Here is an 11,884-nt window from a genome sequence, read left to right as displayed (position 1 = left end):
CATCCCGACCGCGAGGCCGGCCGCCCCCAGCTCCCAGTCCACCCGATGCCCCCGTCGTGCCTCAGTCCGTCCCGGTCGCCGTCCGGCGACAGACTAGTGCCCCGGCAGGCAACGTTCGCCCCGTCGCGGCGCCCGGCACGCACTCTCGCCGCACCGGGTGCAAACCCAAGTACGTCCAGTACGAGGGCTTGCACCCGGCACGCCGAGAGCACGCACCGGACGCCGCTCCTTGACGGGCAAACGTTGCCTGCCGGGGCACTAGGTCGCCCCGCACATCGAGGACCGAGGCGAGGGCCGTGCCCCATCCGTATGGCGTAGTTGTACCTCACGCCTTCCCGCGGTACCGCAGCGAGGTACAGCAACCATCGCGACCGAATCCCACCGCGAGCAGCCCCGCATGACCGTCTGACCAGCCGAGCAGACCCCAGCGGCCGACCCGCCCATCGTTCGCATCGAGAGGGCCGGGGACTTCGCAGACCAGCCGGCGGCAGTCCCTGGTTTGAGCGAGCCATCCAGGCTGCGCCGATCTCACGTGGTCTCGAATGCCCACGCTTGCGTGATCAAGCCTCCTGCCTGCGGATTTGTCTGGGCTGGAAGATTGACCGTTGCTACTCTCCAGTAGATCGTTGCATCGATATGTCGATGCACCTCGAGTTGGGGACAAGGCGTACAAGAAGTACAGGGTGGGACAGGCCGCGGCTGCGGCGGTGCTTGTGGCGGTGCTCGGCGGCCGAGCGGAAAACGGAACAGAAGTCTCTCGAGCAGGCTGTCGAGGAGGTCTTCCAGCGGAGCGCGGATGCGCCTGATGCGTCCTGGCGGAAGTACACCCCGCCCCGGGGCAAGGTCTGGAACCAGGCCGACGCCGGAGCCGACGTGACGGAGGTGGAGAGGAAGGGCGCGCAATTCACGGTAGACGTCACTGAGATCACCACCCCTTACCTGTCCGACAAGTACGGCGGAGGGCTGGAGGCGACCCCGCCTTATATGGGCGACCACAGGTTCGTCTTCGAGCGGGACGGGGACGACTGGCGTCTCGTCAAAGACCTGACAGAACAACTGTCGAAGTAGCGCACCTGCCTGCGTGTCTGCAGGGATGTTCAGCCGCCGCCAGCGGTCCAATACCAAGCTGGGCCCCACGCCCTCAGCGTCCCGTCCCTGTGTCACGCTGCTGCCGGCCGTCAGAGCGCGGCTTCGCGAGGGGGTGGAGCGATGTGGCCTCAGCCCGAGGGCGCGGTGGTCGGCATGCGTGCGTTGGTACTCGGACGAGTTTCCGGCCGAAGGCGACAACGCTACGTCGCGCAGCCGAGGGTCTGGGGGCCGGTGTGCTGTTGCTCGTGGCTTGCGTGTTCTCCTCCGTGACTGTCGCGGTCATCGGAGCGGTCGTACGCCGGGGGCTCCGCGTACTTGCGTGGAGCATCATGTTCGCGTGGTGTCTCGGTGTCGCAATCTGCGGCCGTGGCTCAATGCGCGTGGCCGCCGCCATCGTGCTGGTGGCGATTGCGGCGGATGCGACGTCCGGCCTCGGAAGAACGTCCGGCCTCGGGTGAAGGGCGCCCCTCAGCACTGGTCGTAGTGCGGACGGTCCCGGAGTGAACTCCCAAAGCGGTGGTCGGCAGTGATCACGCTGGTCATGATGGCTTCGAGGCCGGGCAACATCGCTGGTGACCGGCATGGTACGACGGCATTGCACACCTCGGAGGCCGTCAGAGGAGAGGGGGAAGGACAATGACGGGTGAGATACATGACTTGCTGTGCTGGCGAGGTCCGATCTCGGTGAACGTGTTCGTCATGGGCTCTGGCAACACCCCATTGCCGGAGGAGGCTTTTCACCTCGCCGGGATGGTCCCTGACGCCTTCCTGCCGTTCCCTCTGCTGGGGCAACCCGAAGCGATCGAGCGGCTCGGTCTGGTGTCGTACGACATCGACTTCGATGACGTCTCGCTCGATCTGCGCGAGTACACGCGAGCAGTACTTCGGCGTGTCTGCGCAGACACGCAAACAGTGGCCTGGGCAGCTTTCGAGGGGGCGTTCCACTACGACGAACTCCTCACCGACCAGGTGGCCCACCAGGTCTACGGCTACTGCACGACCTACACCGAACCGGTGGTCGAGTGGGACACCGTGGCCCTGAGAGGCGAAGAGTGGCGCTACCGAGTTGCCGAGGCCCGAGCGACTGTGGACGCCTTGCTGTCCGCTTCGGAGATACGAGGCAGCAAGAGCAGCACCGACTGAGTGTCCAACTGCGTGACACCGCCGACGACCACCGGCGAACGCGGGCGGACGTCGGCGGACCGTCAGCGCAGGTGAGCGACACACCAGCCCGAGGCAGCGCCCCCGCCCAGAGTTACTTCAGGATGAAGAGGTCCGGAGTTCAAGGCTCGCGAAGCCGGCATGCGTAACGCTCGTTTTGCGAGTCCGACGCTCTTCTGGTCAGGCCAGCGCAGGCATGAAGCCGCCGCGGGCGGTTCCCGAGGACAGCAGGGCAGACCAGTCGAGTGCTTCAGGCAGGCGGTCCAAAGACAGGACGACTGCTCCGCCAGCCTGCTCGGCATCCGCGCACCAGTCGCCCATGCCGCTCGATGCCGGGCCGTCGTCGGCTCCGCCGACCACCGGCGCAGCGAGAGCGGGGACGACGATCCCGTGGTCCCCAGGTCCGTCTACGACACACAGGGTGAGTCGGGGAACGATGTTCCAGCCCTCGCACAAGGGCACCGCTCCGTCCGGCGCGGTCAGGAGCGGCAGGGCATCGTGGACGGGCGCGTCAGCCAGCAGGAGCACGGGCGTGGCGCCTCGGACGAACAGAGTGTTCTCAGGATCCAGTAGCACGGGGCTACTCTCGCAGGCCGGGGCATCAGGGCAGCAAGGGGGTGCCGAGGCGGCCAGCGAGCACGCGTCGGCCACGGTCATCGAACCACTGCCTGACATCCACCACATCCACCGTTGACATCAACGACCTCGGACATCGGCGTACCTCCTGGACAGCGGGCATACGACGCGCGCTGGGCCTTGTCGGCGGTCTGGTGTTCATGTGGGAGCTGAACCGCCAGGCTTCGGGACCGGGCTGGAGGAGGCCACGGGTCTTCTCGGCGGTGGCGGCTGTGCTGCGCGTCGGGCTGCTCGCCGTATGGAGATCACCGGACGATGTGCCCCTCTCGTGCCCGTTCGGTCGGGAAGCAGCGGGGAGTCACGGTCGCCGGCGGACAACGCTCACGAGAACGCCCCCGGACCGAGTGAGCTGGTCAGGGGGCGTTCGTCTGTGGTGGGTGTGGCACTGGAACCCACGGTGACATCGCTGCCACGACGGTTTTCAAGACTGCGTGCGGGGTGCGGCTTGCCGACGCAGCCCCCAGGCACGGAACCGGCCGATCGCGAAGATGCCGGCGCCGATGGACAGAGCGATCAGCACGATCGAAGCCCCGCCGTCCAGGGTCACGTGGCGGCCCTGGGCTGTCGTGGACCCGAGAAGGGCGACGAGCGCAGTGAACGCCGCGGCTGCCACGGCGAGGGCGATTGCCATTTCAGCCCACCACATCGCCTGGGTCGGTCGAGTCGTCATGGCGTTGTCGTACATCACGTACGTCGCTGCTGTACAACTGCGAGGCACAGCAGGCATCGAGACCGGAGCCGACCGTCAGCACTCTCGTCATTGCAGGTCAGCGGGGCTTATCCGGTTCCGGCATCCACAGCCTGGGCAGTGTCTGGGCCGTGCGGCGGTGGGAGGTGCGACGCCGATGCCGGAGCCGCGCAACCGGTGGTACGCCTGGCTTCGTTGCCGGAAGTGGGCGTCCGCTCGGTGGCCGGATCAGGAGACGTGCGCCCGCCAGACGGAGAGGTCGCCCTCGTCCGCGTCCTCGAAGCCGACCGCGACCGGTTCGTCGCCGTCCGCCAGGAGGTGGACGGTGCACTGCGTCACCCTGCCGCCGGGCGGGACCATGTCACCGGACCCGCCGGACGGGCAGGCCGCGATTTCCAGGCCGTCGAGGACGAGGGCCGGGGCGCCTCCGATCTGCTGGCCGCCCTCGGTGAGGACACGGACGCTGCTCGTCTGGCCGGAGTAGAGGTCGGTTTTCCCTGGATTGCGGTACGAGATCGTCACGTAGTACGGGGTGCGGTGCCGCTGGTCGTCGTCGAGTTCGAGACCGGCGAGGTCGGCCGGGCTGCCCTTGCGTACGGACTTCAGCGTGGCGGGCAGTTCGAGGACGCCCCCTTGCTCCTTGCCGGCATCCCATCGGACGGCGATGGTGTCGCCCTGGGCCGCCATCTCCTTCTCGGCTGTGGCGAGGCCGCCGTCGACGGGCCAGAAGGTGACCTGGTCGGCCGGGCTGATGAACCCGCCCCCGAGCGTGTGCGTCACGGACATCACACCGACGCCCTTCGGCATCATGTACGTCCCGCAAGAGGTGTACGAGTCGCTGGGCGCCAGAGCGTCCGGCGCGGAGTCCTCGCAGGGGGCCGAGGCGTTCGCGGTGCCGAATCCGCCGGATGTGGTGACCTGTGTTCCGGGCACCCAGTCGGTGCCGGTCAGGGCGAGGTTGCGGAAGACCTCGTAGGCGTAGGGGATCTTCTTCTTGCCGGTGTTGGTGACCTCGTAGGTGAGGTAGTAGGGGATCTTGCCCTTCAGACCGCCGTTCACGCGAATGCCGTCGAGGTCTTCCTCCGATCCCCGGACCAGGTTCTTGACCGCGAGCTTGATCTCGTACGTCTTCCCGTCGACGGCGGTATGGACGACCTCCCGGGCACCGGTCTTCACGGGCAGCTCCGTCCCGGAAGCGGGGCCTTCCTCCGACTCCGCAAAATCATGTGCACCTGTGCACCCGACAAGCAAGGCTGCCCCCGCCACCCCTGCGGCAATCATCTTGAAGTGCCTGATCAGGCGCATGACTTCCCCTTGTTGCGCAATGCTCTGCAGTCTCCTGTTGATTGGCACATGCTAAGTGATTGCTGTGTGCAGGTATGCGGCGGCCCATGGTCCCTGCGGTATGCGGAGTGCATGAGGTAGGCCCAGGGCGGCGGTCTGACCGGCGAACGCCGTTTTTTCCGTGAGGAGTTACGGATGGAGGCGGCCGGACGGTTCCGGCACGGCGAGGAGAACACGGTCATCACGTATGACCTGCGGGTCGGCGTCCGGTCGGTGCGGCGTCGGCGCAAGGCCTGGTCACGGGGAGGGGCGAGGGCCCTGGCCGCGAAGGGCCCGGCCTCGCTGCCGCTGCTGAACGGCGAGTTGTTCGCCGTGCCGGAGCGGGAACTGCTCAAGGGCCCGTCGGCGCTCGGCAGGCCGGACCGGACCTGGACCCTGTTCCGGATCAAGACCCTGATCGGGCGCCGCTTCCACAAGGGCTACACCGTGCAGGGTGTGGCCGCCCTGCACGAGCGGCGCGGGTGGAGGTGCCGGGTGAGGTAGATGGCGTTCTCCGAGCGGACGCGCAGGTATTCGCTGGCGGGCGGGTCTCACTGCGGGTACGGATGCGGGCGTGGGTGTTGGCTCGGTTGGACGGACAACGGTCGTACCAGGTGGGCTGCTCTACCCGCGCCGAGGGATTCCATCGCGCTGGAGTGCGCACAGCTGCATCAACGCGGTGCACATACCGTCACGTGGACGTGCCGTCGTCTTCCTAAGGGCTGTCCCGTAATTGATCTTCGGGGCGACTACGACACGACATCCTGCTGTTGAGGGAGCCCGTCAGATCCCGGGTCGAGGAAGAGAACTCTGTGGCAGCTGTCCTGCCGACGTCCTACGCTGCAGGGCTGGAACTACCGGGGGGATACATGAGTGATGGGCCGCGCTTCGCGTTGTTCAACGAGTCGGGCGAGGTGCCCCTGACCTTCTGCGCCGACGTGACGGGCTTCTTCTACGGCAGCAATCCCGGTCATAGGGTGGTCACGCTGAGGCAGTGCACTCCGACACGGGCCCTCGCCGAAGTCGCCAGCCAAGCGCGGAAGGAGCAAGTAGACCTCTCGATCAAGATGCTCGGCGCCCAAGGGCAACCTCTTGCTGGGGAACTGATCTGTGGCGTGGAAGTGGGCGACCCTCAACGGTCGGGTGAAGCCTACGACGTCGTGGTCTCGGGGACGCTCTGGAGCGCGCCAACGGTCGCGGCCCGCCCTATCTGGGAGCGATGGCGCCTGGGTAAGCCCGAGACCAACAATTGCTGGGCAGCGTATGCACCGAACGGCCGCGAGGCTTGGCTGAGTCTGGTGTGCCGGCAACCGCGGAGGCTCGGACCCGACGCACAGCACCAGACCTACCAGCTCGATGGCCGCTACATCACCGATCTGACCAGCTTCTACCTAGCCTTCGGTGAGGCGATCAACGGCCCTGGTGGCTACTACGGTGCTGGCTTCTTCTGGTTCTGGGACTCCTTCAGAGGAGGGGCGGGTGCGATCCCGCCGTTCACCGTGCTCTGGAACGACTGGCAGGTTGCAGCGCCAAGGATGAAGTACCCCTACCACCCGGTGGGTGGAACCCCGAGCGATTGCTTCGCGATGACCGTTGCCAGCCTTCGGGACATTGGCGTCGAGGTGGTCTTGCCGTAGACGTCCAACAGGCAAACCGCGTTGATGACTCGCGCAGACCCGCCGAAGCGCCCTGGCAGGCAACATTCGCGGTCCGCCGACCGTGGTTCCCCAACTACGTGGCTTGAACGAGATTGTGCAGGCGGGCGATCCCGAGCATGGCGTGATGGACTCCATCGCCGCGGAGTCGGCAGTCTCGCAGAATCTTCCAGGCCTTCATCCGGGCGAAGACGTGTTCGACTCGGGCGTGAACCTGCTTGTGCCCACGGTTGTGCTCAACCTGCCATCCGGTGAGTTCACCACCCCTGGGCCGACGGTGCGGGATGACGAGGCCGGTGCCGGGATAGCCGCCATCGGCGATGGTCATCGTCTTCCCGACAGCGTCCTTGACTCCGGACTCCGCCCAGGCCTTACAGTCGTTGCGGTTTCCCGGAACAGGGCGACCAACCACGACAATCCTGCGGCTGTCGGCATCGACGACGACCTGGTGGTTGGTGGAGTACCGGTAGTTCTTGGACTTCTCGGCGATGGTGTGGTCGCGAGTGGGGACGAGGGTGCCATCGACAATCAGCACGGTGCCCTTCCGGAACCGGTGCCGAGGCTTGAGCACGAGCAGGGGGCCGATGTGATCGATGATGCGGTCCGCCGCAGACTTGGACACACCGAATAGCAGCGCTAGCTGTCGGAGCGTGAGGTTCGTCCGCCAGTAGGTCGCAACTAGCAGGACCCGGTCCTCCAACGGCAGACTCCAGGGCCGACCCGGCCGCACGTTGCCGGCGCCCTCGCGGTGCATCACCGTCATCAGCTTGCGGAAGTCGCGCGAACTCAGCCCGGTGAACGGGGCTATCCAGGACGACTCAGACGCCGTGATCACACCAGCCATGGCCGTGATCATCCCACCTCGGCACGGGTCGACCACGGGTTCCGTCACCCCCACTCCGACCTGTCGGCCAGGCGGCGGTACCACCAGAACCGTGTCCGCCACTGGCGCCGGTGCGCGAACGGGTCCGGCAGAGTACGGCGCAAGAACACCGCGTCCAAAGGCTTCACGAGCCGGCCGAGCTCGGCACGGGCTGGTTCCGGCAACCTCTCCAGGACCTCCTCCAGCACGTCGCGTGCGTGCCGGACGTCGTCGAAGGAGCACCAGGTGCACGAGCAGGACGACTCCCGCGGATACAGCGGACGTTTGCCCGGTGGGTGCAGGAACTCGCGGTACCGCCGCAACGCACAGTCGGTTGCACCTGGATGGATATAGAAGCTGCCGCTCAGGTACTCGACCCGGTGCACGGCCAGGCTCACCCTGGTGGAGAGTCCATGAATCCGGAACGGCGGGGTCCGCCCCCAGACGCGAGAGACTGGCCGTTCAGCGCGCAGTGCGCGTGGCCGTCTACGCGGCATCGGCCTTTCGACACATGATCACGGGAGCCATGATGCCAGGCGCCCATCTCCTGCTGCATCCGGTTTCCGGCGTCTGTCACAGAGACCAGGGGCCATGAGGACAGTTGCGGGACAACCCTTAGGCGCTGGCGAGCGTTCCAGCAGGAAAGCAGCTGACCAGCGACTTTCCAGGTTGCACCGTTGATCCAGACAGTCACACGTGAGAGTGGCTGAAGTGGACCCCACTCCCGCGTTGCCGTAGAAATGCGACAACAGGGCCTCCTGGAGCGCACGTTGGATTCGACACCCTTCGAGCTACCAAGAGGCACTGCTCTCATGCACGGCAGTCGCCGCAGTCACCCCGATCGACTGACTTCTCGACGAGATCGGGACGACGGCAGTCGCGTCGCTTCTCGTGATCGCTGGGACGGACAAATTCGCACTGCCATCCAGGTAGACGGTCGGCTTGGTGACGCCCCGAGGCCGCCTCGCGGGTTTGAGCCCGGTGCCGCGACTGACGAACCTGGCGAAGAGTCGTGTCCTACCGGCTCGAGGCGCGGCCAACCGTCCCCGCTACGTCCTACTTCTCCTCCGGCTCCCAGGCGCGGAGCAGGTCGAGCAGCCCTGCGTCTCCGTCAACGTGCAAGGAGTCGGCCTGGATCCGGTCGTACAGGTAGAGGACCAGCTCACTGGCCGTGCCGTGGACGGAGGCGCCGGCTGCGTCCGAGTCTTCGCCGGTCGCGGGGATGCGGGTGATGCGTGCGCCGTCGCCGTCGACGGTGAGGCGCCAGGAGCGGCCCTCGGCGGCGTGGAAGTCGAAGGCCGTGGGCTTGTGCGGCCAGGCACTCGGCGTTGCGCAGACGGTGAACAGGAACTCCTCCACACCGTCGAGTGCCAGCTCGACCGGCAGCGGCTGCGGGGAGGCCCCGGCGAGCTGGGCGTCGTAAGTGTGCACCGCGGTCTCCTGGACCCGGTGCCGGGCGGTGCCGCCGGCGGTCTGCGGTGACTGCGACGCGGGCCACCACGTCCAGCAACCGCTCTCCGGTCCCGCCGCGCGCAGGGCGCCCAGCAGAAGCTGCGTCGACGCGTCCAGCCAGGCCAGCAAGGCTTCACGCTCCTGCGGCACTTCCAGCGCGGCGCGCGCGGCGACGGCCTCGGCCGGGGGAGCGTCGGCAGGCCCCGCGCCGACGATGGCGGCCCAGAAACGGTCCCCCCCACCCAGGTGCTTCACCAGATCGAACAGCGTCCACCCGGGGCAGGTCGGCACCTGCGCGTCGAGACCGGGCGCGGCGGCGACCACGGCGCGGAAGGCGGTCGACCGTTCATCGATCAGTCGCAACAGGTCAGGGAACTCAAGATTCTTTTCCACGCCGGATGTCTATCACCGTGCTCCGGTGATCGGACAGCGATTTTCACAGTCGCCGCCGGTTGGCCATTGCGGACGTCCTCGCCTCCCACCGCTCGAATGACAAGCTGCGCACTGCTGCGAGGACGCTGGTGGTGGCGGTACGCCAGGCGTCGTGCCTGTGGGTGCTCTGGCCTCGCCGTGCGGCCGGGCACCTCGGCGACGTGACGTCCACCCGGTGCGCGGGGCCCGCCGCTGCCCAGCGAACTGTTCGGTCTCTTGACTGGTGAGGTCTTCGCCGTTGGTTGTGTCGGATGCGAGGCGATCCGCCTGCCTCTGCGCTGTACCGTCTTCGGAGGCGATCCTGCCCGCGGTGCCGGTGTACTGGCGCTGGGCACCGACGGTGTCGGTGCCCTTCTTCACGTCGCCGGTCTCGTCGACCACCAGAACCGCCTGGTCGTCCCGCAGATGCTCCACCACGTAGGCCCGTACGTCGTCGCGGACCTGGTCGGCGTCCCACTTGGCCTGCCCGAGCAGGTGCTGCATGCCGTCCGGGGTGCTCTCTCCGGCCCACTCTGCGATGGTCCAGCAGTTTTTTGCGCGGCAGGTCCGACAGCAGCTCGAGCGCCAACCGCCCGACCCGACGTCGGGGTTCGACCCGTGCGAACCGGCCCGCGATCCGGGCCATCAGGCCCTCGAACGTCTCCTGCCAGCGGGCAGGGTCTACGCTGTGATCTGCGGCCACCGCATGATTTTCAGTCTTCACACACCGATGATCAACGGTGGCCGCACCCGTCTCCACAGCGCGTCAGGGCCGCGCGGCGTCTGCCTGCCGTCATGTGTCTGGAGGACTTGTGCAACGTGGCGAAGTCTGGTGGGTCCAGTTCGACGAGCGGAGGTTGGTCGTACTGCTGTCGGGAGACGACACGTCCGGGATCCGGGTGATGCAGGTCGTCGCTCCGGCGGGCGTCGACATCAGCGGTCTGGGCATCGAAGTGACGGTCGGCGCCGGTGAAGGACTGCCGTTCGAAGGCGTGCTGCGGCTCGCGTTCCCGCGTCCAGGTTTCACCCCGTGCACGTGGCTGACCACTGTGTTCCGGGACGACCTGATAGAGCGGGCGGCCGTCCTGTCCTCCGTGAAGCTCAGCGAGATTGACGACGCCCTCCGACTCGCTGAACAAGCGCAGGAGCGGACCCCGGCCACGACCGCGAAGCTCAGCGAGATAAGGGATGCCCTCCGTCTCGGTGAACTCGGGTAGACGGAGAAGGAGCCGACGCCCGTGACGGCGTGGGCGATCTCGGGCGAGATGATCGACGCTGGCCACCTGCCGCCTCGGCGCCCCTCATCACCGAGATCACGATCTACGGCTGGAGTACTAGGGCACGTCGTCATGGAGGCCGCTCACTCAGTACTGCAGGTCCACGGCGAGGACGGCTGTCTGACGAAATGGGTTCAACACCCCTTTCCCATCGCTGCTCTGCAAGACCTCCGCCGGCTGCACCTCCAGCACGACAGGTGTGAAGTGCCGCATGACATTGTCATTACACAGGACGTTGGACGCTTCCCGGATCAGGCCCGCGCGGCAACAGCGCTCAGCCTCCCGATGACCTCTATCGACGGCAGCGCAATACGCCGAGCTGCCGGTGAGTGATCAGGCAACAGGCGAGTTTGAGGAAGCCTTCGTGGATGTCGGCTCACCGTTCCCAGCGGATGCGCAGACGATCGGACCCCTACCGAGGAGAAATGGGACGCATTCCTCGCGCACTTCGAGAAGCGCAAGGTCTCCATCGGCACCTGCGCTCGTGCCTTTTCAAGTCCTTGTGTTCATGAACACGCCTGCGTTCGTTGCTCTCTCCTCCGGCCGGACCCGGCCCAGCGCGGCCGGTTGGAGGAGATCCGCGACAACCTCGTCGCCCGCATCGCCGAGGCCGAGCGCGAGGGCCGGCTCGGGGAGGTCGAAGGACTCCGGGTCAGCCTGGCCGGCGCCCAAGACAAGCTTGCTCAAATGGACCGACGAACTCCCGGCGACACGGCGATCAACCTCGGCATGCCAGGCAGACCCCCTGCTCAACCCATCGGGGAGGAGGGATCGGCTTCGCTGAGACAATCGCTGGATGACCAGCAATGAGATCCGGTTCGAGTGCCAGCACCGTGGCGATGCCGGCGCGCTCGTGATCGTTCCGCGCATCGACGGAGCACCACTGACGAATCTGATCGACGGGTTCGAGATCGCGGCCGGGATGAAGCCCGCAGGCGACGCCTATGGCGGTCTGATCCCGGAGTTCTTCCGGTTCGGCCCATTGCTGGACCACTTCCTCGGACGGTCCACCAACGCGATGGGGCCGAAGACACCGGTTCTGGGTTGTGAATGCGGCGAGTGGGGATGCTGGCCGCTCATGGTCCGCATCACCGCGACAGGCGACCTCGTGACCTGGGACGCTTTCGAGCAGCCCCACCGCACAACACGCGACTACACGGCGTTCGGCCCGTTCCATTTCGACCGCCACCAATACGACGACGCCTTGCGCGCTCTGAGCGCGACAATCAGCTCCGGCAACAGGTGAGTTCACCCGCGCCGTCCCATCAAGTTCAGCAGGATCCGCCGCATGGATCAGGCAGGCAGGCAGCCAGACGGACGAAATCGCTCT

13 protein-coding genes and 2 pseudogenes are annotated in these 11,884 nt (G+C 66.8%); 7 read left to right on the top strand and 8 right to left on the bottom strand.

The genetic code is table 11. The annotated features are described in order from the left end of the window. The first annotated feature begins 642 nt into the window (after positions 1-642). Complete coding sequence (locus ACFYW9_RS38995; protein WP_389159786.1) at positions 643-1,068, top strand: hypothetical protein; 426 nt, start codon at positions 643-645, stop codon at positions 1,066-1,068. Between the two features lie 705 nt (positions 1,069-1,773). Then, positions 1,774-2,232, top strand: a complete 459-nt coding sequence (locus ACFYW9_RS38990; protein WP_389159785.1) for a hypothetical protein — start codon at positions 1,774-1,776, stop codon at positions 2,230-2,232. Between the two features lie 198 nt (positions 2,233-2,430). Here ACFYW9_RS38990 and ACFYW9_RS38985 read toward each other — a convergent pair whose 3' ends face one another. The 3 genes from ACFYW9_RS38985 to ACFYW9_RS38975 form a co-directional block, all read right to left on the bottom strand. Further along, positions 2,431-2,826 (bottom strand): hypothetical protein, encoded by a 396-nt coding sequence (locus ACFYW9_RS38985; protein WP_389159784.1) that lies wholly within the window; start codon positions 2,824-2,826, stop codon positions 2,431-2,433. Positions 2,827-3,307: 481 nt separating this feature from the next. Beyond that, on the bottom strand, positions 3,308-3,574 hold the full coding sequence (locus ACFYW9_RS38980) for a hypothetical protein (protein WP_389159783.1): 267 nt from the start codon (positions 3,572-3,574) through the stop codon (positions 3,308-3,310). A 228-nt stretch (positions 3,575-3,802) separates the two neighbouring features. Then, the gene (locus tag ACFYW9_RS38975; RefSeq protein ID WP_389159782.1) at positions 3,803-4,750 is read right to left on the bottom strand and encodes a hypothetical protein; all 948 of its coding nucleotides are present in this window, start codon (positions 4,748-4,750) and stop codon (positions 3,803-3,805) included. 303 nt (positions 4,751-5,053) lie between these two features. Between ACFYW9_RS38975 and ACFYW9_RS38970 the strand changes: the two genes are divergently transcribed. Continuing rightward, positions 5,054-5,401 carry a transposase gene (locus ACFYW9_RS38970; protein ID WP_389159781.1) on the top strand — a complete coding sequence of 116 codons (348 nt, stop codon included), beginning with the start codon at positions 5,054-5,056 and terminating at the stop codon, positions 5,399-5,401. A 308-nt stretch (positions 5,402-5,709) separates the two neighbouring features. Beyond that, positions 5,710-6,534 (top strand): hypothetical protein, encoded by an 825-nt coding sequence (locus tag ACFYW9_RS38965; protein WP_389159780.1) that lies wholly within the window; start codon positions 5,710-5,712, stop codon positions 6,532-6,534. Between the two features lie 94 nt (positions 6,535-6,628). Here the strand turns inward: ACFYW9_RS38965 and ACFYW9_RS38960 are convergent, their stop codons facing one another. The 4 genes and pseudogenes from ACFYW9_RS38960 to ACFYW9_RS38945 form a co-directional block, all read right to left on the bottom strand. Then, positions 6,629-7,396 carry a transposase gene (locus ACFYW9_RS38960; RefSeq protein ID WP_389159779.1) on the bottom strand — a complete coding sequence of 256 codons (768 nt, stop codon included), beginning with the start codon at positions 7,394-7,396 and terminating at the stop codon, positions 6,629-6,631. Between the two features lie 44 nt (positions 7,397-7,440). After that, positions 7,441-7,812 (bottom strand): hypothetical protein, encoded by a 372-nt coding sequence (locus ACFYW9_RS38955; protein ID WP_389159778.1) that lies wholly within the window; start codon positions 7,810-7,812, stop codon positions 7,441-7,443. A gap of 658 nt (positions 7,813-8,470) precedes the next feature. Further along, positions 8,471-9,259 carry a maleylpyruvate isomerase family mycothiol-dependent enzyme gene (locus tag ACFYW9_RS38950; protein WP_389159777.1) on the bottom strand — a complete coding sequence of 263 codons (789 nt, stop codon included), beginning with the start codon at positions 9,257-9,259 and terminating at the stop codon, positions 8,471-8,473. Between the two features lie 336 nt (positions 9,260-9,595). Next, positions 9,596-9,923, bottom strand: a pseudogene (locus ACFYW9_RS38945) (transposase); the annotation flags it as partial. A gap of 166 nt (positions 9,924-10,089) precedes the next feature. Here ACFYW9_RS38945 and ACFYW9_RS38940 point away from each other — a divergent pair. Then, positions 10,090-10,494, top strand: a complete 405-nt coding sequence (locus tag ACFYW9_RS38940; protein ID WP_389159776.1) for a type II toxin-antitoxin system PemK/MazF family toxin — start codon at positions 10,090-10,092, stop codon at positions 10,492-10,494. Between the two features lie 352 nt (positions 10,495-10,846). On the opposite strand, the pseudogene ACFYW9_RS38935 reads toward ACFYW9_RS38940, so the two are convergent. Then, positions 10,847-10,966: pseudogene (locus tag ACFYW9_RS38935) on the bottom strand (IS5/IS1182 family transposase); the annotation flags it as partial. A gap of 155 nt (positions 10,967-11,121) precedes the next feature. Here ACFYW9_RS38935 and ACFYW9_RS38930 point away from each other — a divergent pair. Then, entirely contained in the window at positions 11,122-11,364 is a 243-nt protein-coding gene (locus ACFYW9_RS38930) for a hypothetical protein (RefSeq protein WP_351863597.1), read from the top strand. Further along, on the top strand, positions 11,351-11,800 hold the full coding sequence (locus tag ACFYW9_RS38925; protein ID WP_389159775.1) for a hypothetical protein: 450 nt from the start codon (positions 11,351-11,353) through the stop codon (positions 11,798-11,800). Before ACFYW9_RS38930 ends, ACFYW9_RS38925 begins: the two co-directional genes overlap by 14 nt. Positions 11,801-11,884: the final 84 nt, after the last annotated feature.

The sequence above is a fragment of the Streptomyces sp. NPDC002698 genome, assembly GCF_042888945.1.
Classification (GTDB): Bacteria; Actinomycetota; Actinomycetes; order Streptomycetales; family Streptomycetaceae; genus Streptomyces.
The sequence above is the reverse complement of the archived record's forward strand: the minus strand, read 5'-3'. Positions and strand labels throughout refer to the sequence as shown.

Excerpts from the sequence above, each read along its gene's own strand:
- ACFYW9_RS38960 (WP_389159779.1), bottom strand. The coding sequence starts at position 7,396 with ATGGCTGGTGTGATCACGGCGTCTGAGTCGTCCTGGATAGCCCCGTTC.
- ACFYW9_RS38925 (WP_389159775.1), top strand. The coding sequence starts at position 11,351 with ATGACCAGCAATGAGATCCGGTTCGAGTGCCAGCACCGTGGCGATGCC.
- ACFYW9_RS38995 (WP_389159786.1), top strand. The coding sequence starts at position 643 with ATGCACCTCGAGTTGGGGACAAGGCGTACAAGAAGTACAGGGTGGGAC.
- ACFYW9_RS38970 (WP_389159781.1), top strand. The coding sequence starts at position 5,054 with ATGGAGGCGGCCGGACGGTTCCGGCACGGCGAGGAGAACACGGTCATC.